This window comes from Vibrio hangzhouensis, from assembly GCF_900107935.1.
Lineage (GTDB): Bacteria > Pseudomonadota > Gammaproteobacteria > Enterobacterales > Vibrionaceae > Vibrio > Vibrio hangzhouensis.
The window spans coordinates 21657-42950 of the sequence record NZ_FNVG01000033.1 but is presented as its reverse complement, the minus strand read 5'-3'; the positions used below and the strand labels follow the sequence as shown (position 1 = coordinate 42950).

The following is a 21294-nucleotide window of genomic DNA, read 5'->3' as shown; positions in this document are numbered from 1 at the left end:
GTCGGCGTCGCGCCTCCCGCAGGCGCGTGGATTGAAACCAGGTTTCGCCAGTTAGCGAGTCATAGCCATTAGGTCGCGCCTCCCGCAGGCGCGTGGATTGAAACACGAATTCGCCATATCTCCATAATGCGATCAGTGGTCGCGCCTCCCTCAGGCGCGTGGATTGAAAAGGAGTAATCACAGTGAGGCAGTGTTTTCCGAAAATAGAAAGTGCTATACGATGCTATTAAAGTGAATAATTAGAAGATCACCACAATGCTCAACTATATCGCCCCCGTCTTTCGTCCTCCTTCCGAGTGGAAATCGCTGATCCTGCAGGTAACCAATGGTTGCAGCCACAATCGATGCACATTCTGCGATATGTATACGCAGCCACAGAAAAAATTCCGTCCCAAGAAAATTGACGAGATTGAGCAAGAGTTGCGCATTGTGGCCGAATCCGGAGCACCGGTTCACCGGGTGTTTCTGGCCGATGGTGATGCGATGACATTACCGTTTCACCGCCTTCAGGCGATCTGCGAACTGATTAACCAATACTTCCCTCAGGTCCAGCGTATTTCAAGCTACTGCCTGCCGCGCAACCTAACCAACAAAACGACCGAACAACTGACGCTACTTCGAGAGCTTGGCCTTAGTCTGATGTATGTGGGATGTGAAAGTGGTGACGATGACGTATTGGCAAAAGTAGACAAAGGAGAAACGTTTAATTCGTCTCTTGCTGCGCTTAACAAGATCAAAGCGGCAGGGATGAAGAGCTCGGTAATGATACTTAACGGGCTAGGAGGTCCAAATTACAGTAAGCAGCATGCTTTGAACTCGGCGAAACTAATGAATGCTGCTCAGCCTGATTATCTGTCTACGCTGGTGGTCTCCTTTCCGTTTGGAGAAGAGCGTGTAGCGGCAGGTTTTAATGGTACGTTTCGCCCGTTGACACAATTGGAACTGTTTGAAGAAATTAAACTGTTGATAGAGCATCTGGAACTGGAGAAAACCATATTTCGCTCAGACCATGCATCGAACTATCTGGTTTTGAAGGGCGTATTGGGGCGAGATAAGCCAAAATTACTTCAGAAAATTGAGCTTGCTATCCATCATCCAGACAGGATCCCATTGCGACAGGAATGGCAAAGAGGCTTATAAATTGGACTAACCGAAGTGCAATTTTACACAACCCGCCGAGAGCGGGTTTTGTTTTTTGCAATCAAGGGCTCTTGCTAACGTACTGATTTAAAGGGCTTAATATTGGCTGAATAAGGTTTTGTGAGATTTTTTACACAGAACAGTTTTGTAAAATTCACAGTGTGAAAATTTCGTTGTGAAATTGTTGTGAAAAAGGCGCTATTCTACATATCAAGCAATCGCGAAGACGAACCAGCAAGAACGTTTAGGGGATTTGCTGTAGCTGTTATCAATGACCTCTGAAGGAATAGACTATGAACATGCAGACATTCGATAGAACTGAACAACACCACCCACAAAATTTTATCGCAGAAGCCGTGTTTGCCGTAGAAATGGTCAACGCCGATGAGCTGACGCAAAAACAAAAAATGGCCAAGCAACTGCTCGATACGTTGTTCCCGCTAGAGAATGGTTCTCATGAAGACGTGGTGAGCTATGAAATTGACTACCGACATGTTCAGGCTTACTTTAAGAATGGCCAACATAGTGGTCTTCGTCATGCTAAACAATTTATCGCTTATACCGGAGATAAGTGTGCACCGGACTCGATTTTGTTCCGTGACGAAAGTGGTACACATTTAGAGGTGACGATGGGTCGACGTAAAGGAACGGGTTACCTTGAATTGGTGGACATCGCCGATATCCAACTTGAGACATGTACCATATTTGGTCAGGGCGAAGGGCAGCAAACAACCGGACTTCGTCATTGGGTAAGCTTGCTCAAGGGAGACAAAAAGTGTCATCCGACTGCAACCAATGAAGATAAAGAATTTACCGCCAAGAATGGCGATGATTATACGCTAGGGTTTTGCTTCGCCGTTTAGAGCGAGCAGGGCACAGGCATCCAGAATAAATAAAAGAAAGCAATAAGCTTCTGTATTCTGATGTGTATGTGCAAGTAATTCTGAGGGGAATGGAAAGCCGCACATTGTTGTGCGGCTTTTTTGTCTGCCTCAATGAGTAGGGCCGGATAGTAACGTGCTCAGCACCTACCACAGATCTATAATCGCGGTTCTTTCTGTCACTAAACGGAGTGACATAAACATATTAGTTTGAAAAGGTGCGGTATCTGAATTACTAGCAATAACAATTTCAACCTTGCACGTGTCGTAGTCGCTCATCAAGCTACTTAACGACTCATTCCATTGACCACTTAAACTTGTTTGGTAATGTCCCGTTGTAATATATTGTTCATCTTTTGAAAGGTCTGGGACAAAGCCCCCAATAGTAGAGCGCAACGATGAGTTTTCACATTCCAAAAACTCAATACCGTGATAATAAGAGTGATAAGGCTGTGGTGACCACGATAAATCAATTAAATCACCATCAAAAGACTGAGTTAATTCGAAGGGTAGAGACAATTCTGTCGTTGTTAGGCTTGAAACCAATTCCTGATTTCGATGCCATTCAACAATATATTCATTGCCATTCAATGGAATGTTAACGGAGTAACTCCTAAGTGTGCCTTCTTCGAAATAATCGGGCTCTAACTGATACCTCAAGCCATCCACTACAATAGATAACTTGTCAGTTTCGTCTAGCTCAATAGGATAAGGAGACTCTTGCACTCGTGCATAGGCTATGACTTCCGTATCGCGAGATGACGTGTTGGTGATTGAAAATTCAATATCCAACTCATCTATTGAATATTGACCGCTAGTATTATTAGGCTGTGTTGGCGATGTACTGCCGCCATTATCCCCACCACCACAGCCTATCAAGACTAATGTACTTATTGTTAGAACAATTATGTTTTTCATATTGTTTCATTTCCTTGAAATAGAGCCAAAGTAGATGCCTTGGCTCCGTTGCACCAAAACTATGACTTCTTATGGTTGTTGAGTATTGGTCGTACTTTTCGCGTCCCAAACTAGTAACTACCCACCATAAGGAGGTGGCGTAAAAACCAACTCCCGCGCAAAACCACAGGGTAAGACGCCCAAATAGAGAGGTACAACGGCTGTTCACCATCATCAGGGTGCACCAAGCTATTAGCACAAGCCATAGCGCATACTGTGTACTTTGGTAAGCCAAAGCAAGTCCGTACCCAACGATCAACCCCACTATTTTATCCTTTACTTAATGTATAAATGCGGTTGCATACTATCTGGGAGTAGGGAGGGATTAAAATGGTATGAGTTATGAACATGCGTTTATGCGAAAGAATTCATATTAAAATGTAAATGATGAATTTGATAGAGAGAGCTTGATAATGTGGTGCTCATTAAAAAACCTAGTTAGCTAGGTAACTAGGCTTTACCTTTCATTATTTATAGATAAAACGTGAGTGGCCACTACAAACGGAGTCGTCACTATGTAATGCAAATACGCCTGGTTTTTATGCCCTTAATGAAGGGGGAAGATGAAATAAATAGGAGAGGTCATTAAGTTTGGAGGCGAAAATACTTTTATATGCTTATCCCAACGAAAATAGGCTGATGCTTCAGCCCCTTGATTGCTTAGTGTTTAAATGCTTATAACGAGATTTATGCTCAGTTAAAAATGAGAAAATCATCAGGCAACCTTTTGCCTAGAATTTCTTCACCATAGGCCGATAAATGGTCACCATCATCCCAGAGTGTATTTTCACAGTTCATAAAGTCACTGGGAAAATCATAGTTTAACATTCTATTCTGGGACAAAAACCTTATGTCAGTATTACTAACCTTGTTCTCTATATATCCATCTAGTCTGTTGAATAAATCCTGCAGACCAAGTCTGAAGGAGTATGGATAATCGCACTTGTTCTGTAGAATAATATTGTCGCTTATATGAGGTTCTAATCTACTGCCAAACCAAGTTACATCTGTAAATGCAGACAGTTCATATAAAAAGCTGATAACACCATTTATATGATCTACATCCAAACTTATTCCAACAATCTCACCGTTTAAAGGGAATTTACTCAACATCGTTCGATGCCCCTTTTTATCGCCATCTAGCATTAAATAAAAACCAGCCTGTTCATAAATTATGTGATTAAAAACATTAGCCTTAGATACAAAATCAACAACGCCATCGTAAGGACATATATCTTTAGGTGTGTGAGGTCTGCAACCATGGGTGCTTGTAACTCCAACTAAAAATTCATGATCAAATCTGGATGCTACCATTCCAAAAAGGTCTTTTGCATGACTATCACCTAAAATTAGCACTCCATCACCAAATCTTTGATGACAATTATTTAGTCTTGACTCTACCTCTTTTGTAATAAAACTCACGTTAAATCTACAAAGTGAAAAATCTTGATTGCCATCAACATCAGCCCCCCAGGAACCGAATTTGGGGTCTGAATCTGTCAATATACTATATGTCGTCTTTGTTATTTGGTCTTGTCTATCTAGCCAAGCATTCTCCCCATTTGTTGCTTTAAGTCCAGCTAAAGCAATCAGTAAACACATGAATGAATTTTTAATCTTAAACATCCCCAGCCAATTAGGAAAATATTTAAAACTAAAACTTTCAACAACTATGAAACTAGTAAAACCTAGCAATGTGGATAATAGCAATCCATATAAAACCCAACCTTGAGGGTTAATATAATAGCCAAAAACAACAACTGGCCAATGCCATAAGTAGATAGAATATGACCACCTGCCTAAATATTGCAAAATAACATTGTTAGTAATGAAGCTAGATTGCTGGTTAGCAACAATCACTAGGTAAGTGCCAAGAACAGGTAGAAAAGCAAAATGACCTGGCCACGCTACATCGCGAGAAACAAAAGCATATGAAGCTAGAATTAGAGTTAATCCTATAAGCTCTGTAAGTTTCTTTTTACTTTCAGACATGCTCCAAGGATAAACAAAAGCGATGCCTCCCATCATCATTTCCCAAGCTCTTGTTGGTAGAAGATAGTAGGCAGGGTTTGGCCATTTAATGGTTGCCACTACACTACAAACAAACCCGAGAACTGTTCCTATCACTATCAATCGCTTTAGATTCTTAAAAGATAAAAATCGCTTTAATACAACAAGCACAATCGGATAAATGATATAGAACTGCCACTCAACAGATAGAGACCACGTATGTAAGAGCCATTTTTCATGTGATGCCGCATCAAAGTAACCGGCTTCTTTCCAATAGATCACATTAGAAAGGAAGACCATACTACTAGCAACGTGTCTACCTAGAGCTTTGTAGTCTAATGGCGGGAGATAAAACCACCCTAAGACCAGAAGTACCAAGCATAAGACAGCAAGGGCTGGAATTATTCGGTTGGCTCGGGCAACATAAAATTTAAACAAGTTAAAATCATTGTTTTCCAGACCTCTGAAGATGATGCTTGTCATCAGGAACCCAGAGATAACAAAAAACACATCTACGCCAGCAAAACCACCGGGCACCCAAGCAGGATTAAAATGGAAAAGAGCCACAGCGATCACCGCAATTGCTCTTAATCCATTTATGTCGTATCTATAGTTCATCAACACCACTCAAATGCAAATTATGTGCGCTATTGTATAGATAAGAAATTGTAGCCCCAGGTCACCCTCTAGCTCTAACTATTCATCAGCATGACTAGTATGAGCATCTAATCCTTCGAGAGGCACTTGTTCTGTAATTAGCTTCTTATCTATTTTCAGAGCCTCTCAAGTTATCGGTTTTGTTTGAAGTATAACACCGATAAAAAGAGTGTTAGGAATTTCATAAACGTCTTTTGGGAGGGGGTTGTGTCTATGTACTTAGAGTAAGAAGAAAGTAGGGGAAATGGAGTAGTGGTTAGAGTGGTAGTGAAAACAGGACTAAGACATTGCTGAGAGAAACGACGGTATAATCCCACCATTCGCCAACTTTCAATCCACACGGAACGTTTGTGATTAATGAAGTCGTTCGTGAAGAGGTTAAGTTTCAGTAAGTTGAAGAGAATTGAGCGCGTTTTTGAGGGCTCAAAAACGGTGAAACCCCGATGTTGGTAGCATCGGGGTTTCGAATTTTTTAAGTTTCTTGGTTGGTAAGACCGAGAATCTTTTTTTATGCAAAAGGTTTGGATTAAATCCGATTAATTCCTTGGTAGGGAATTAGATGCGGATGAAGTCCATGTGCTCAACTTTTGGCTTGAACGCGTGACGTTGAACGTCTTGTGGCTTAACCTTAACTTCTGCGCCGTCGATCACTAGAGTGATGCCTTCGTAGAATTCTGGCTTGTCCATTTGGTTGATCAAGTTGTCGTGGTTTAGAGCGATAGAAACAGGTGCTGCTTCACCACCGTAAACGATTGCTGGGAATTGACCAGCGTGACGTAGGCGGCGGCTCGCACCCTTACCTAGTTCAGTACGTACTACTGCTTCGAATTTCATAGTATTTACTCTCAAATAGTAAAATTAACATTAACGTTTTGACGTAGCGACCTAGTCAAAACTATAGCCGTTTCGAGTTATCGAAGAGATACTCTCAAAACGAGCGCGGATACTAACATTCAAACCTGTGATGAGCAATAGCAAATCACCCATAACTCTATAATTTTTGGTCCTTTGCTCGCAGTAGCGTAAGAACTGCTCGCAAACCACCCAGTTTACTCTGTTCGAGAAGTAGTTCTCCTCGATAACTGTGCGCCATTTCACTAACAATGTTTAAGCCTAATCCGGTTCCCGGTGTTGTTTCATCGAGACGAACACCTCGCTTAACAACGTCTTGGCATTTCTCTAATGGGATACCTGGCCCGTCATCTTCAATGACGATGTTGACCTGCTGGCTGTCATCGGTCTCAGAGTAGACCCTGATGAAGCTGTGTCCCCACTTGTAGGCATTCTCCAGCAAATTACCGAGCATTTCGTCCAGGTCCGCTTTTTCAACCGCAACGATGAGGTCAGTATCGAGCTCACTCACCAGAGCGATACCGCGATCGGCATAGACTTTGTCAAAAGCCAGAGAAATCGCATCCACCCTTTCGCTGGGTGACGATTTGACAGACAGAATATTCATGGCTCCGGCCATGCGGGTACGCCCCAGGTGGTAGTCGATGTGAGCTTGTATCTGGGCAATTGCCGGCTTCAGGCGATTACGGTCTTGCTCTGAGAGCTGTTCCAGTTCGTTTTTTAGTACTGATAACGGCGTTTTAAGAGCATGTGACAAGTTGCCTGCGTGGTTGCGTGCTCTGGACAACAGTTCCTGATAATGAAACAGCAGGGCGTTGAGATCGTCAACCAGAGGTTCAATCTCTTTTGGATAATGGTCGTCCAGTGTGTGTTGCTCGCCGGTTTTCAGTTGCTTGAGCTCGCGTTGCATTTTTCCAAGGGGTCTGAGTGACCAACTGACCTGAGCGACAATTAACGACAGGATACCGAGAGACATGATCCCGAGGATAACCCACAGTTGACCGGTCAAAGAATCCAGAGTTTCATCGATACGATCTTCGTCCTGGCCGATGATTATTGTTACGCCGTCACTAACGTCGGGGAGAAATACTGTTCGTTTAATGGTGATCAAGCGCTCGTTATTGGCACCAAAGTAGTCAGTATGATGTTTCTTCTCTTCGCTGCTGATGGCACGATCCCACAATGAGCGCGAGCGAAGTTTCTGAGAGCCGGTCTCAATACTCCAGTAAAGTCCACTGTATGGTTGGTTAAATCGAGGATCCGACAGGCGCGTTTCTAAAACCAGTCCGCCTTGTTTGTCGACTTCAAGGTTGGCGGCGATCTCATCCATCGCCAACCCAAGTTGTGCCTCGAGATCCTGGGTGAGGTAATCGCGAACGAGACCCGGAATTGATATCCCGGCAGCAATCATCATGGCCGACAACCATAAGGTTGCAGCAAGCAGCAAACGGGTTTTTAAGCTGACACGTTTTAAGTCTTTTTTTAGCCGCTTAGAGTCAAGTTCAGGCATTCAATTGGTATCCCAAGCCGCGAACCGTTTTTATGATCTGCGGTGCGATTTTCTTGCGGATTCGGCCAATAAACACTTCGATAGTATTAGAGTCTCTGTCGAAATCCTGTTTGTAAATATGTTCAACCAACTCTGTTCGGGAGATGACTTTGTCGGCATTGTGCATAAAGTACGCTACGACCTTGTACTCTAACGCGGTTAAACTCACAGCATTACCTTGCCACATCACTTTTGAGGTACGGGTATCCAGGCTAAGATCGCCCACTTGCATTAACGGAGAGGCGTTACCTGAAGCACGGCGCAGTTGGGCGCGGATTCGGGCAATAAGCTCAATCATCTCGAACGGTTTGGTGAGATAGTCATCAGCACCAGCGTTAAGTCCTTCAACTCGTTGGCTTAACGTGTCACGTGCACTCAGGATGATCACCGGTGTGTTAATATTTTCGTCTCGGATGCCATTGAGTACAGTCAGGCCATCAATTTTGGGCAACCCCAAATCGAGTACAATTGCGTCCCATTCTTCAGAGGTCGCTCGGTAAAGCGCATCAATGCCATCCTGAGCCAGCTCCGGCACCCATCCAGCATGTTCAAGAGTGGCTGAAATTTGTTCACCCAGTCTAGGGTCATCTTCCACGACAAGAATTTTCATTATTGTTCTCTATTTTCTTATGACTTTTTGAAGATTATGGCCTTTGATTTCCATCATCTCCAGCGTAGTCGCGTTATATTCCACTTTGATAACGTCTTGTTCATGAAGCAGTTTAAGTTCGTAGATCCATTCGTCATCGTCTTCTTCCAGCTCAACCTTGATAACCCGGCCATTGAGGTCTCGCTCAACGGTGGCAAACAGCTCTGAAAATGGTTTAATCAGCCCTTTTTGTACAGCTTCGTAGACTTCATCCTGATCTTCGTCAAACTCGACTCTGGTCCCTTCTGCAGGGACATCCTGTACGAGCTCATGCCCGTTTGGCGATTCTGAGAAGAAATCTGCGCGGGCTGTTAGCGGCACTGCTAATAATGTCGACAAGGATACGACGGCGATGGTCTTTTTGATTTCAGTAAGCATGGCTCAAACCCGGAATTATCAACATGACTAAAATATACAGTTATGAATATGAATGAAAGCTGAACAATGATCAGTTCAGCTCATCGTCAAACACTTTATCGCGCATTTTCCAGAATCGACCGCTTTTTCTGGCGATGACAAAGGCGGGCAGTCGGAAACGGTGTTGATTATTCACCACTTTTGTTGGCGATGTTGCCTCAAATTCGTGGTGCTTGTCGGCTAAATGAGGTCGGACAAACTTAGCCAGAAACGTCTCTTTTTGTTTTTTGGTGGTCAGCGACCAGAACTCACTGACCTGAGCATCATTCTCACCTATATAGTTGACCCGAAGGCTGCTTTTGCCTTTGTCATCTTTGTGAACCAACAGCGTCATATCCTTACATTCAAACACGAGTGCATCTTTTAGATTAAGCGCCTCTTTCAGTTTCTTGTCCGGGTCAACCAGAGTAGCATCACACTCGTGGCAGATGCGTGCTGCGATATCGTTGTCTGCCCCGCACTCCGAACAGTATTTAGCGCGAAAGCGATAGTCGCAGTGTTCACGCTCGCCAGTGTCTTCGTCTGTGAAGTAGCCCTGACATTTGCGTCCAAAGTGTTCAATAAGAAAGCCGTTGGCATCCAGTTTGCCCCAGAAATCATTATTGAAACCACATGCGGGGCAGGGGATGGTGATGAGTTCTGAGTCTGAGTCGGGCTTTGGATTACCCACCTCAGGCTGATAAAGATCGTAGGTGTTACCTGCGTAATCCAGAACCAGGCATTCACTCTTTCCTTCTGAAAGGCGTAAACCACGACCAACGATTTGCTGATACAAGCTGACCGATTCCGTCGGGCGCAGGATGGCGATGAGATCAACATGTGGGGCGTCAAAGCCGGTAGTGAGTACTGAGACGTTAACTAAGAATTTGATTTCCCTTTGTTTGAAGCGCTGAATGATGTCGTCACGTTCGGGCGTTGGTGTATCGCCGATCACGATTTGACTGGAATGGTCAGGCAGCAGCGACAGTATCTCCTGAGCATGGCGAACCGTGGCAGCGAAGATCATCACACCTTGTTTGTCCTGACTGTAACGAATGATCTGCTTTACGATCTGCGGTGTGGCTCGTTTAGACTGTTCAATGACCAAATCCATCTCCGACTCCTTGTACTTGCCCATACTCGTGGGCTTAAGTTGAGAGAAGTCATAACTGAGAACGGGCGCATCAATCAGTTTGGCTGGGGTTAAGAACCCTTCATCAAGCAGATACTGAATGGGCAATTCGAAGATACAGTCTTTAAAAAAACGCGCTTCATCGCTGCGCACCAGTCCTTTTGTATGGTACTGATATATCCAGCCGACACCGAGTCGATAGGGTGTTGCGGTGAGTCCCAGTATTTTGATGCCGGGATTAATATCACACAGGTGGCTGATCACCTTCTGGTAACTGGAACTTTTGTTTTCAGGAACACGGTGGCATTCGTCAATGACCAGCAATGAAAACTGATTCGCGAACGCGTCCAGATTTCGAACCACAGATTGAACAGAGGCAAATACCACTTGCTCCGATGTCTCCTTTCTGCCGAGACCCGCTGAGAAAATAGAGCCTTTGAGACCATATCCCTCGTATTTGGCGTGATTCTGTTCCACCAGTTCTTTGACGTGGGCAAGTACCAGTACACGCCCGCGTGCCAAGCGGGCAAGTTCCGCGATGACCAGGCTTTTACCTGCCCCGGTTGGCAAAACAATGACGGCGGGAGTGGCATTTTTACGAAAATAGTGGACAACGGCTTTAACGGAGTCGGCCTGATAAGGGCGAAGCGTGTACATACGGCTCAGTTTTACTCTACATTTTGAAAAACCTCTCTATAATACCCCACGAAATGAAAACGAGGTATTCATGCGTTTAGATAAGTTTTTGTGTGACGCGTTAGGCGCAACACGTAAAGAAGCAACAAAGATCATTAAATCAGGTGACGTCACAGTCGATGGTGTGATTCAAAAGAGTGGGGCGGTTAAAGTTAACGAAGACAACCTTGTTGAATGGCAGGACCGGGAAGTCCGTATGCAAGGCCCCCGCTATATCATGTTATTCAAACCTGATGGTTTTGTGTGTTCTCACGAAGATGGTTTCAATCACACTGCATTTATGTTGTTAGATGAAGTGAAAATGGAAAACCTGCACTTTGCGGGTCGTCTGGATGTAGATACAACGGGCTTGGTTCTTATTACGGATGACGGTCAGTGGTCGCACAGAATTACTTCACCAAAACACAAGTGTGCCAAGACCTACCGTGTTTGGTTGGCCGACCCGGTTCAGGCGACGTATCAGCAAGCGTTTGAAGAGGGCATTGATCTTCGCAACGAAAAAGCACCGACATTACCGGCACAGTTAGAAGTGGTCGATGACCATGAAGTCCTGCTTACTATTCATGAAGGTAAGTACCATCAAGTAAAAAGGATGTTCGCGGCTTTAGGCAACAAAGTCGAGGCTCTGCACAGAGAAAGCGTCGGAGACATCATTCTGGATGAAGATCTGGAACCGGGGGAGTATCGATATCTTACTCAGGAAGAAATTGACTCTGTCTGGAAAAAGTAATACTAATAACGAGTTAGATTCAGTAACTATGACATCCGCGATGAGCTGTTCGCCTCTGTTCAAGGGCTTCTTTCTTTCATCGCGGCATACCTCAGATAGTAAAGCTATCGCTGTGTTATCTCACATCACTCAATAGGAATCATTGAGTCAAGATTGGTTATTTGTTGCCAGGGAGTGCAAGGCAAATAACGTTTCGTTAGGAGCGATATGAGTTCTAAATCCTCATCGCAGCCCGACTTACCTCAACTAGGATTAGCCCTTTTCCTGGTTCTCGGAGCGATTGGTGCATTGACGCCTCTGGCTATCGACATGTATTTGCCAGCGATGCCGACTATCGCGCAAGATCTTGGGGTGACTGCCGGAGCTGTACAAATCACATTGACGGTGTATACCGCCGGTTTTGCGATAGGCCAACTTTTGCATGGCCCGCTTGCTGATAGCTTTGGTCGCAGACCCATTTTGCTTTTTGGTGTCTTTTTCTTCGGAGTCGCATCGGCGGTTTGCGCGACCACTTCTAGTATTGAGTCGCTCACTGCTATTCGCACGGCACAAGGGTTTGCCGGTGCTGCTGCCGCAGTCATTATTCAGGCTGTGGTGCGCGATATGTTCGACAAGGAAGACTTTGCCCGTACTATGTCTTTCGTCACACTGGTTGTGACTCTGGCACCTTTAGTCGCTCCTATGATCGGCGGTCACTTAGCGGTTTGGTTTGGGTGGCGTTCTATATTCTGGGTACTCACGGCCTTTTCTTGTGTGGTGATTGCAGCGGTAGTGTGGAAGATACCAGAAACCCTTGCGCCGGAGAATCGACAGCCGCTGAGGTTTCGTACTACGATCAGAAATTACCTTCGTTTGTGTCAAAACCCGGTCGCGATGGGACTGATGTTTTCTGGCGCGTTTTCGTTTGCAGGCATGTTCGCCTTTTTAACCGCTGGCTCTTTTGTCTATATTGATATTTATGGCGTGACACCTGACCAATTTGGTTATTTGTTCGGCCTCAACATTGTGACCATGATTATTATGACCAGTATTAATGGTCGCCTGGTCAAGAAAGTGGGTCTGCACGGTATGCTGAGGTTTGGTTTGACTGTGCAGTTAATTGCCGGGATAGGTCTGCTAATGAGCGGTGTGTTCGAGCTTGGTATCTGGGGTGTCGTGCCATTTGTGATGATGTTTATCGGTACGTTATCAACCATTGGTAGTAATTCAATGGGCCTGTTGTTGAGTGGCTATCCAACGATGGCGGGTACGGCTTCTTCGTTGGCAGGGACGTTACGATTTGGTACCGGGTCAGTTATTGGCGCGATTGTCGCTGCTTTGCCCGGTGATTCGGTATGGCCAATGATTGCATTAATGGCTATTTGTTCGGTATTATCCGCCGCCTTGTATTGGACGTTTGGAAAGAAAGCGTAATGTCTGACTATTATTCAGAGATCCAGAATGTGGTAAACAGTGCTCTTGAAGAGTTAGCAAGTGAACACGCCTCTGGTAAGTTAATCAACTCTCCGGTTACCAATAACCATTTTTTGGTGAGATGGGTGACCAAAGCGATCAAAACTCAACGTTTTGGTAAAGAGACCAGTGCGAATCTGGTTCAGTGGCAAAAAGCGGGACGTTCAAAGGGTAATGACTCTATGCTTGAGCCTGCTTTTAAACGCATTTCTGCTTTCTATCACGAGTTTTTTGGCGGGGATATCCAGCCACTGACAGACGCAAAGATCGAGCAGTTCATCGAGGATGTGGAACAGGCCGGTTGGGGTGTCTGCACATCAGAAGTACTAACGGATGGCAGCAAGGTACAATTCTTTACCGATGGCCATAACTCGTTTGCCCTGTGCGCGAATCAGTGTGATGACTGCTTCGATGGCGAGAATCTGGTGAAACCGATGAGTTGGTTTGTACGAGGAAATCACGCGGAGTTCATTACTAAGGCGTATGAAGCTGGTTTTATGCTTCACAAACGCACAGACTATAAGTCTAAAGTAAAATACCACGGTGAATATTTGATCTACCCGATGAATAAAGGGACTCAACTGGCAGAAATTCCACTGTCTTTTAAAGCCTGATCGTTAGCTCAGGCTTTTTTGCAGATCGCCCGCACCATGCCCCTAAAAATAAACAGGTGAGCGGGCATCATTGCAAACCAGTAGAGCAGGCCAAGAAAGCCCTGTGGATGCCACCATGCGGTCACATTCAACTCCCGTTGGTCACCATGGTCGGTGATGGTAACTTCCAGTCGACCCAGCCCAGGCCCTTTCATTCCAAATAGCAAAGATAGAAAACCGGGAGATTCGCACCGTATAACTTTCCAGGAATCAATACGGTCACCAACTTTCAGCTCCGGCCCCTGGGGCACTCGCCTTACCGGCTTTCCACCCCCAAAGAAGATATCTAACCACTCCCTTGTTCGCCATAGTGCATTGGCAAAAAAGTAACCTTGCTCAGGGCTGCCAATGGTCTTGGCGATGTTCCAGAGTTGCTGGGTCGATTTATCGGTAAAATAACTGGCACCAGCTTTTTTGGGGTAGTAGCCATACCCTGCCTGCCAGCGGGTAAGCGCTGCAGGATCGTATCCCCACACATTGCTCCTGACAAACGTGCCTTCGCCATCAATACTGGTTGAAATTGCCTGGTCGTAAGGGATGAGCGTTTGTGGAAAGCGTGCATTGATGGCTTGGGAATCTGCTACAAAGTCATGTTCTAGTCCGGCCAGCAAGGCCCTACCAATATTCGAAGGGACGGAGGTGACGACACCAAGCCAGTAAGAGGCGATTTTAGGGGTTAATAAACCGGTGGCCCAAAGTCGAAGCGGTTTCCCCACTTTGTCACAGATAACCTGAAATTGCTGTCGATAGGACAGGATATCTGGTCCACCGACTTCGTATATTTCTGTGGTGGGGTGAGTAACCTTGGACAGTTCTATAAGGTAGTGGTTCAGGTTCTCCAGAGCGATTGGATTGGCTTTGGATTCTACCCATTTAGGCGCAATGAGCAGTGGAAGATTGTAGACAAAATCACGCATGATTTCGTAGGCAGCAGACCCCGGGCCTATGATGACACCCGCCCTCAATTCGGTGACCGGCACACCACTTGTTCTGAGTACTTTGCCGGTCAGTTTTCGTGCTGCCAGATGTTCTGAGTTGCCAGTTTGTGGCTGGATGGCACTAAGGTAAATAACATGTTCGACATGGCTGATAGCCAGCGCGTCTCTGAAATTTTCAGCAAGGGCAAGCTCGTATTCAATAAAGTCATGACCATGTGCCATGCCGTGTACCAAAAAGTACACCAAATCGAATTGAGGAATGAGGGCGAGGGTCGCGTCACGGTCGGCGAGATCCAGATATTCAAACTTAAGTAAAGAATGGGGAATAACCCGACTCTTGAGGTACTCAATTTGCCGGGCGGCTGCGGTGACTTCATAGCCTTGTTCCAGAAGGATTGGAATAAGTTGCGAGCCAACATAGCCCGATGCGCCCAGCACTAAAACACGCTTCATAAACCCTGCATCCTTGCGATCTTATCTCATTAAAACTTAACACAATTCTGGAAATTCGGCCTGTTAGATTAACCCGGCTGTTACACAAAACATAAAATAATGGGGAAACTCGAGAGTCACAGTCCCACTGATTAAAATGGCATCTTGTTCTGAAATTGAGTTAAACCTGCTCGATATAGGCGTTTACTGGCCAAATTTGCTTCCTACAACCACAAATTTAGTGTAGATTCACACTCCGAATTTATAGTTGATTGTAGAGATTGAATGCTTAAGTTGTCAGACCTTTGTAAAGGCTACATTGATGGTGGTGAGTTTCATCCTGTACTACAGAGTGCAGAGCTAACACTATCGCAAGGGGAACAACTGGCACTGATGGGAGAAAGTGGCTCCGGAAAGAGTACTCTTCTCAACTTGATCGCTGGCATTGATAAGGCGGATTCGGGAGAAATCTGGTACCCGGATTTTGCCATGCATGATGCCAAAGAAAGTCAGCGTACCGCTTATCGTCGCAACAATATTGGTCATATCTTTCAGCAGTTCAATCTACTACCGACTCTCAATGTGGCCGACAACATCCGCTTCTGTCGTCAAATTAAAGGACTACCAGAGGATCGTGGACTCTGGCGTCAAATCCTGTCTGCCCTGGACCTTATGGCACTTCTGGGGCGCTATCCTGAAGAAATCTCTGGTGGTCAGCAGCAGCGTGCCGCAATTGCCAGAGCGTTGTACATGGAGCCTAAGATTTTGTTGGCCGATGAGCCGACCGGAAGTCTTGATGAACGTAATGCGGAAGCCGTTATGCGTCTTCTTACCTCCCTTACCAGACACCTTGAATGCACGCTTTTGGTTGTTACACACAGTGAGAAAGTAGCCTCACACTTAGACGGCTCTATTCGTCTTCAAGGGGGACAGTTGCATGTTATGGCCCGTAGTTAAAGCGCTACTCGGGCATTATCGTCGCCATCCGCTACAAATATTACTGGTTTGGTTAGGCTTAACCCTAGGGGTGTCATTACTGGTCGGTGTGACAGCAATTAATCATCACGCCAATCAAGCTTATGCCAGCGGTGAAAAGCTGTTTGCTAATCCCGTTCCTTACCGTATTCGACCCAAACACGCAGAAACCAAAATTCCACAAGGCTTTTATATCCAACTCAGAAGAGAAGGGTTCAAGCAGTGTGTGCCGTTTGATCTGCAAAAAATCCATACCGAAAGTGGATTTGAGATCAATCTTGTTGGCGTCGATCCCATTTCTTTGCTTCAGCTCCGCAACACGGTGACTATCGGAGATATTGCCTCTCAGGATATGATCAAGGTGCCAACCACTATCGTTGTTAGTCATGACTTAGCAGAGCATAAGGGCTGGCAAAATGGTGACTTTCTCAAACTGGACAACGGTATTCAGTTAGGCCCAATTAAAATTGATTCGAAGCAGGGGATAAAGGGAACACAGATACTGGCGGATATGTCGCTGGTACGTGCGATGAAAAAATCATCGGGCCTTTCGGTAATTGCCTGCGGGGAAATGAGTGGCGCGAAGCTGGAGCAGCTGCGCAAAATGATCCCGAATGGCATGACGCTATCTCGAAGCTCACAGTCTGAGCTTGAGTCATTGACCAAAGCATTTCATACCAACCTTTCAGCCATGAGTATGTTGTCCTTCGTGGTAGGACTGTTTATTTTTTATCAGGCGATGTCATTGTCGCTGGCTCAACGTCAACCTTTAGTGGGAAGTCTACGCCAAGTTGGTGTCTCCGGTTGGCAACTGGCTCAGGCGCTATGTCTTGAGCTTGCTGTATTGGTGTTTCTGAGCTGGCTAGGCGGCAACCTGTTTGGACTGCTTCTCGCCAACCAGATGATTCCTGCTGTGTCTCAAAGCCTTAATGATCTCTACGATGCCAATATCGGTTTGAGTATCGAATGGAGTTGGGAGTGGAGCCTTTATAGCTTCTTACTGGCGTTCTCTGGTGCACTTATCTCATGTGGCTGGCCATTGGTGAGACTATTGAAGTCACAGCCTGTTCGTTTGTCAGCACGTTTGTCGCTCATGCGATTTACCGGTGCTGAGTTCACTTGGCAGGCCTTTGTTGCCTGCGGTTTTTGTGTGGCAGCGATTGCGATTTATCAGGCTCCTAAGTCTCAGAATTCCGGCTATGCCATCATTGTTTTGATGCTGCTGAGTGTGGCTCTAATCACGCCATTTATCACCTGGAAGATTTTTACTCTGTTCTCATATTCCTTACGCTGGGTAAAACTGCGCTGGTTCTTTGCTGATGCTGCGGCAAGTATGAGCTATCGCGGGGTTGCCAACATGGCGTTCATGTTAGCGATGGCCGCCAACATGGGTGTGGAGACTATGGTAGGGAGCTTCCGAGACACAACGGATCGATGGCTGACACAACGTCTTGCAGCTGACATTTATGTGTATCCAAGCAATAACACTGCAGTGCGCATGAGTAAGTGGTTAGAAGCACAACCCGAAGTCGATAGAGTCTGGTGGCGCTGGGAGGAAGAAATTCCCACCGACCATGGCATGATGCAGGTGGTCAGCACTGGCGACTCTGTTGGAGAACTGGACGCGTTGACTGTAAAGATCGCGATTCCTAACTACTGGTACCATCTTCACCACTCCAGAAGCATCATGGTGAGCGAATCCATGGCGCTTAAACAAGAGCTTCGCCCCGGAGACTATGTGGATCTGGGTGCGCCTTTGGGTGGTAACTGGCATGTTGTCGGTGTGTATTATGACTATGGCAATCCACACCATCAGGTATTGTTGTCCCAAAATCGATGGTTGGCCAATCTTGCCGGTTCAGGCGACGTCGCACTAGGCGCAGTACTGAACGATAAGTCGCAGTCCCTGTTTGTTGAGCGCAGATTACAGTCGACGTTCAGGCTCAACTCTGAGCGAATTTACGACAATACTTCGATTCATACTAAGGCGATGACAACATTTGATCGCACCTTCGCTATTGCTGATACTCTTGGCAATATTACTCTGGTGATTGCCGTGTTTGGCATTTTCTTCGCCACCATCGCCGGCGAGGTGACACGCCAACGACACACTTCTTTGTTGCGTTGTTTGGGGATTTCAGGAAAAGAGCTGGTGGTTATGGGTGGACTGCAGTTGCTGGTGTTTGGCTTGATATCTGCGGCGATCGCGATGCCACTGGGGCTTGCGCTGGCGCAGCTGATCGTCGATATTGTGATTAAACAGTCGTTTGGCTGGTCATTGCAATTGCAAATTGTACCATGGCAATATTTATCCACCTGTCTGTGGTCGTTGTTAGCGCTAATGATTGCGGGTGCTCTGCCCGTATTAAAACTGATACGGAATACACCGATTCATTCGTTGAGGGATGCATTGTAAATGAATCGAATGCAAAAGCTGGTTTTATCCTGCTCATTGATTATCGTGGTGACTGGAATAGCTTTGTGGTTGAGCGAGGTTGGTGACCAGGAGACAAAGGTTACAAAAACGACTCATATCAACAGTGTGTTCGGATCGCCGGGCAGAAAGGTGTTTGAGCCTGTGCTGCCAGATCGCAAAGTCGAGTTACCCAAGGATTTTCGTTTCCACCCGGAATTTCAACATGAGTGGTGGCAGATGGTAGTGAAGCTCAAAGATGACTCTGGTCAGGCTTACTGGCTTCGCTGGCGCTTTTTCCGCTATGCCACTGACGATCGAATCGCAACAGGATGGCAGGACCCACAGATCTACATTTCTAATGTGGTGCTAAATAGCCATATAGGTCTGTTCACTGACCAGCGCATCGCTCGCGGCGGTATTGGTCAGGCTGGTGGACTAAACCGCCCGTTTCGAGTCTGGATAGACGACTGGTCATGGCGTTCGCTTTCTCAACAACCCTTACCCGGAAACTTTCGCCTCGCTACCGATGAGTTCAAGATCAACCTGAACTTCAATGCTATTGGTGCATTTGCGCCTATAGGTGAAGAGGGGTATCACCTCAAACATGATTTGCTCCCAAGAGCTTCCTATGCCGTTGAAGCACCGTTCGTTCTTGCCAACGGTGAATTAGAATTGCGTAACGGCAAAAAGTTTTATGTGAAAGGTCAGGCATGGCTGAGCAAAGAGTGGGGCAGTGAGCTTGTGGGCATTAACTATGTGGGTGAAGACAACATCATTGTTTGGCTCTCACAAACCCAGGCATTAGCGATCAGCCAGTATCGCTATAAAGATAATTTACCTTACACTTCTGCATCACTGATCGACTCCGACGGTACGGTTACCAATATAGCGGCTGATGACATTAAATTCCGAGCGCTGAGTTATAGCGAATTTCAGTCTGGCAATCGAGTGCCGCTCGTTTGGAGTTTACAAATACCCAGTCAGCAAATCGATGTAGTGATTCGCGCCAAACACAGGGATAACTGGGTCAACTTTGTTGTTCCACAATGGCTAGGCGCGATTCAGACGACTGGTTCTCACAACGCGAACGGCTTCATGCAGTTAAGCGGTTACTAACACTCTGTTACTCTTTTTGTTGTTGTCTACTTTCAGTTGCGCCAATAAGCGTGAGCTGCGAATTTCTGCGTGTTTTAAATGATATTGACAGCCACAAGTGATTGAAATCAGAAATGACCGGGGTAGTTTTTATACACTATACTTCTATTTATCGTTGCCCAGATTGGTATAGATATCTCGAATCTTTTATCAATATAATTCGGAAAAACCGCACTTTAACATCTGTACAATCGATTTTTTCTGAAATTTAACTAGTTATACAATTTGTAACATTCAAATAATGTGAATAATTATTAAGGGCTTTACACATGAATGAAGTCATTCGTAACTTTTTTAAGATGGAGTCAGCAGGGGGAATCATCCTGGTTATTGCTGCTGCAATAGCGATGCTTGTTGCTAATTCTCCTCTCAATGAATTGTATCAAGGCGTACTTCATACATACGTTTTTGGTTTGTCTATTTCACACTGGATCAACGATGGTTTGATGGCGGTGTTTTTCTTCCTGATTGGTTTAGAAGTAAAGCGTGAGCTTCTTGAAGGTGCGCTGAAATCCAAAGAAACTGCGATTTTCCCAGCGATAGCCGCGGTAGGCGGGATGTTAGCACCAGCTCTCATCTACGTTCTGTTTAATATGGGTGATGCTCAAGCGATGAACGGCTGGGCAATTCCTGCAGCGACGGATATTGCGTTTGCACTTGGTATTATGGCGTTGTTGGGCAGACGTGTCCCAGTTGCTTTAAAAGTGTTCTTGCTGGCACTGGCTATCATTGATGACCTTGGTGTTATTGTCATTATCGCTCTGTTCTACAGTAGCGACCTGTCAACACTGGCGTTGACGATAGGCTTTATAATGACTGGTGTGCTGTTCATACTTAATGCCAAGAAAGTCACCAGCATACCGGTATATCTGGCCGTGGGTGCCGTTCTTTGGGTAAGTGTTCTTGCTTCGGGTGTGCATGCTACGTTGGCTGGTGTCGTGCTGGGTTTCTCAATACCGCTTAAAGGTAAGCCTGGCGAGCTTTCACCTCTGAAACATCTTGAGCATATGTTACACCCTTACGTGGCGTTCTTGATTCTGCCTATCTTTGCATTTGCTAATGCTGGTATCTCACTGGAAGGCGTTTCGATGTCAGGACTCACGTCTATGCTTCCGCTGGGTATTGCACTGGGTCTGTTAGTCGGTAAACCACTTGGAATCTTTACGTTCAGTTGGGTTGCTGTGAAGACAGGTGTTGCTAAGTTGCCTGAGGGGGTCGACTTTAAACAGGTATTTGCCGTGTCAGTGTTGTGCGGTATCGGTTTTACCATGTCTATCTTTATCGCTTCCCTGGCCTTTGTTGGCGTGAGTGCAGAGTTTGATACTTACGCTCGATTGGGCATTCTAATGGGCTCGACGACAGCGGCGGTGCTAGGATATGCATTACTGAACCTAGCCCTTCCTAGAGAAGCGGCACCAGAGCCAAAAGTCGGCTACTAAAGGCTGTTTGAGTGAATACTAAAACCCAGCTTCGGCTGGGTTTTTGCTTTCTCGGCGGTCAGAATAAAAAAAGCCCAGACCAATAGGGTCTGGGCGGATACAAAAAATAGGAGTTAATATGAAAAAGCAGCATTTGTAGTCAACAATAAGAAATTCAGCGTCTTCAAAATTCAAACAGTTATTGC

At 45.7% G+C, this 21294-nt stretch carries 17 protein-coding genes; 9 read left to right on the top strand and 8 right to left on the bottom strand.

What is annotated here, in order from left to right; all coding sequences use genetic code 11:
• The first annotated feature begins 255 nt into the window (after positions 1-255).
• Positions 256-1140, top strand: a complete 885-nt coding sequence (locus C4S60_RS21210) for a radical SAM protein (protein ID WP_103882297.1) — start codon at positions 256-258, stop codon at positions 1138-1140.
• 293 nt (positions 1141-1433) lie between these two features.
• Positions 1434-2003 carry an aldolase/citrate lyase/malate synthase family protein gene (locus C4S60_RS21205; RefSeq protein ID WP_103882296.1) on the top strand — a complete coding sequence of 190 codons (570 nt, stop codon included), beginning with the start codon at positions 1434-1436 and terminating at the stop codon, positions 2001-2003.
• Between the two features lie 165 nt (positions 2004-2168).
• Here C4S60_RS21205 and C4S60_RS21200 read toward each other — a convergent pair whose 3' ends face one another.
• The 7 genes from C4S60_RS21200 to radD all read right to left on the bottom strand — a co-directional run bounded on the left by C4S60_RS21200 (position 2169) and on the right by radD (position 10880).
• The gene (locus tag C4S60_RS21200) at positions 2169-2939 is read right to left on the bottom strand and encodes a hypothetical protein (protein WP_103882295.1); all 771 of its coding nucleotides are present in this window, start codon (positions 2937-2939) and stop codon (positions 2169-2171) included.
• Positions 2940-3671: 732 nt separating this feature from the next.
• Positions 3672-5606 (bottom strand): acyltransferase family protein, encoded by a 1935-nt coding sequence (locus tag C4S60_RS23825; RefSeq protein ID WP_244183166.1) that lies wholly within the window; start codon positions 5604-5606, stop codon positions 3672-3674.
• Positions 5607-6200: 594 nt separating this feature from the next.
• Positions 6201-6479 (bottom strand): 50S ribosomal protein L25, encoded by a 279-nt coding sequence (gene rplY / locus C4S60_RS21190; RefSeq protein WP_103882294.1) that lies wholly within the window; start codon positions 6477-6479, stop codon positions 6201-6203.
• Positions 6480-6636: 157 nt separating this feature from the next.
• Complete coding sequence (locus C4S60_RS21185; protein WP_103882293.1) at positions 6637-8007, bottom strand: ATP-binding protein; 1371 nt, start codon at positions 8005-8007, stop codon at positions 6637-6639.
• Positions 8000-8656 (bottom strand): response regulator transcription factor, encoded by a 657-nt coding sequence (locus C4S60_RS21180; RefSeq protein WP_103882292.1) that lies wholly within the window; start codon positions 8654-8656, stop codon positions 8000-8002. Before C4S60_RS21180 ends, C4S60_RS21185 begins: the two co-directional genes overlap by 8 nt.
• Before the next feature lie 9 nt (positions 8657-8665).
• Positions 8666-9073: a PepSY domain-containing protein gene (locus tag C4S60_RS21175; protein ID WP_103882291.1), complete on the bottom strand. Its 408-nt coding sequence runs from the start codon at positions 9071-9073 to the stop codon at positions 8666-8668.
• A gap of 70 nt (positions 9074-9143) precedes the next feature.
• Positions 9144-10880 (bottom strand): DNA repair helicase RadD, encoded by a 1737-nt coding sequence (gene radD / locus C4S60_RS21170; protein ID WP_103882290.1) that lies wholly within the window; start codon positions 10878-10880, stop codon positions 9144-9146.
• 70 nt (positions 10881-10950) lie between these two features.
• Here radD and rsuA point away from each other — a divergent pair, with 70 nt between their 5' ends.
• The 3 genes from rsuA to C4S60_RS21155 all read left to right on the top strand — a co-directional run bounded on the left by rsuA (position 10951) and on the right by C4S60_RS21155 (position 13715).
• Positions 10951-11649 carry a 16S rRNA pseudouridine(516) synthase RsuA gene (rsuA, locus tag C4S60_RS21165; protein ID WP_103882289.1) on the top strand — a complete coding sequence of 233 codons (699 nt, stop codon included), beginning with the start codon at positions 10951-10953 and terminating at the stop codon, positions 11647-11649.
• 207 nt (positions 11650-11856) lie between these two features.
• Positions 11857-13062, top strand: coding sequence for a Bcr/CflA family multidrug efflux MFS transporter (locus C4S60_RS21160; RefSeq protein WP_103882288.1), 1206 nt, complete (start codon positions 11857-11859; stop codon positions 13060-13062).
• The gene (locus C4S60_RS21155) at positions 13062-13715 is read left to right on the top strand and encodes a DUF2913 family protein (RefSeq protein ID WP_103882287.1); all 654 of its coding nucleotides are present in this window, start codon (positions 13062-13064) and stop codon (positions 13713-13715) included. Before C4S60_RS21160 ends, C4S60_RS21155 begins: the two co-directional genes overlap by 1 nt.
• 8 nt (positions 13716-13723) lie before the next feature.
• Here C4S60_RS21155 and C4S60_RS21150 read toward each other — a convergent pair whose 3' ends face one another.
• Positions 13724-15145 (bottom strand): DUF2867 domain-containing protein, encoded by a 1422-nt coding sequence (locus C4S60_RS21150; RefSeq protein ID WP_103882286.1) that lies wholly within the window; start codon positions 15143-15145, stop codon positions 13724-13726.
• 264 nt (positions 15146-15409) lie between these two features.
• Between C4S60_RS21150 and C4S60_RS21145 the strand changes: the two genes are divergently transcribed.
• The 4 genes from C4S60_RS21145 (at position 15410) to nhaA (ending at position 21109) form a co-directional block, all read left to right on the top strand.
• Positions 15410-16081 (top strand): ABC transporter ATP-binding protein, encoded by a 672-nt coding sequence (locus C4S60_RS21145; RefSeq protein WP_103882285.1) that lies wholly within the window; start codon positions 15410-15412, stop codon positions 16079-16081.
• The gene (locus C4S60_RS21140; RefSeq protein ID WP_103882284.1) at positions 16062-18515 is read left to right on the top strand and encodes an ABC transporter permease; all 2454 of its coding nucleotides are present in this window, start codon (positions 16062-16064) and stop codon (positions 18513-18515) included. The genes C4S60_RS21145 and C4S60_RS21140 overlap by 20 nt, the downstream gene beginning before the upstream one ends.
• On the top strand, positions 18516-19631 hold the full coding sequence (locus tag C4S60_RS21135; protein WP_103882283.1) for a lipocalin-like domain-containing protein: 1116 nt from the start codon (positions 18516-18518) through the stop codon (positions 19629-19631).
• 308 nt (positions 19632-19939) lie between these two features.
• On the top strand, positions 19940-21109 hold the full coding sequence (gene nhaA / locus C4S60_RS21130) for a Na+/H+ antiporter NhaA (protein ID WP_103882282.1): 1170 nt from the start codon (positions 19940-19942) through the stop codon (positions 21107-21109).
• Positions 21110-21294 lie beyond the last annotated feature (185 nt).

What these genes read in the sequence shown, in the direction of transcription:
- C4S60_RS21210 (WP_103882297.1), top strand. Translation starts at nt 256, where the DNA reads ATGCTCAACTATATCGCCCCCGTCTTTCGTCCTCCTTCCGAGTGGAAA.
- C4S60_RS21205 (WP_103882296.1), top strand. Translation starts at nt 1,434, where the DNA reads ATGAACATGCAGACATTCGATAGAACTGAACAACACCACCCACAAAAT.
- C4S60_RS21200 (WP_103882295.1), bottom strand. Translation starts at nt 2,939, where the DNA reads ATGAAAAACATAATTGTTCTAACAATAAGTACATTAGTCTTGATAGGC.
- C4S60_RS23825 (WP_244183166.1), bottom strand. Translation starts at nt 5,606, where the DNA reads ATGAACTATAGATACGACATAAATGGATTAAGAGCAATTGCGGTGATC.
- rplY (WP_103882294.1), bottom strand. Translation starts at nt 6,479, where the DNA reads ATGAAATTCGAAGCAGTAGTACGTACTGAACTAGGTAAGGGTGCGAGC.
- C4S60_RS21185 (WP_103882293.1), bottom strand. Translation starts at nt 8,007, where the DNA reads ATGCCTGAACTTGACTCTAAGCGGCTAAAAAAAGACTTAAAACGTGTC.
- C4S60_RS21180 (WP_103882292.1), bottom strand. Translation starts at nt 8,656, where the DNA reads ATGAAAATTCTTGTCGTGGAAGATGACCCTAGACTGGGTGAACAAATT.
- C4S60_RS21175 (WP_103882291.1), bottom strand. Translation starts at nt 9,073, where the DNA reads ATGCTTACTGAAATCAAAAAGACCATCGCCGTCGTATCCTTGTCGACA.
- radD (WP_103882290.1), bottom strand. Translation starts at nt 10,880, where the DNA reads ATGTACACGCTTCGCCCTTATCAGGCCGACTCCGTTAAAGCCGTTGTC.
- rsuA (WP_103882289.1), top strand. Translation starts at nt 10,951, where the DNA reads ATGCGTTTAGATAAGTTTTTGTGTGACGCGTTAGGCGCAACACGTAAA.
- C4S60_RS21160 (WP_103882288.1), top strand. Translation starts at nt 11,857, where the DNA reads ATGAGTTCTAAATCCTCATCGCAGCCCGACTTACCTCAACTAGGATTA.
- C4S60_RS21155 (WP_103882287.1), top strand. Translation starts at nt 13,062, where the DNA reads ATGTCTGACTATTATTCAGAGATCCAGAATGTGGTAAACAGTGCTCTT.
- C4S60_RS21150 (WP_103882286.1), bottom strand. Translation starts at nt 15,145, where the DNA reads ATGAAGCGTGTTTTAGTGCTGGGCGCATCGGGCTATGTTGGCTCGCAA.
- C4S60_RS21145 (WP_103882285.1), top strand. Translation starts at nt 15,410, where the DNA reads ATGCTTAAGTTGTCAGACCTTTGTAAAGGCTACATTGATGGTGGTGAG.
- C4S60_RS21140 (WP_103882284.1), top strand. Translation starts at nt 16,062, where the DNA reads ATGTTATGGCCCGTAGTTAAAGCGCTACTCGGGCATTATCGTCGCCAT.
- C4S60_RS21135 (WP_103882283.1), top strand. Translation starts at nt 18,516, where the DNA reads ATGAATCGAATGCAAAAGCTGGTTTTATCCTGCTCATTGATTATCGTG.
- nhaA (WP_103882282.1), top strand. Translation starts at nt 19,940, where the DNA reads ATGAATGAAGTCATTCGTAACTTTTTTAAGATGGAGTCAGCAGGGGGA.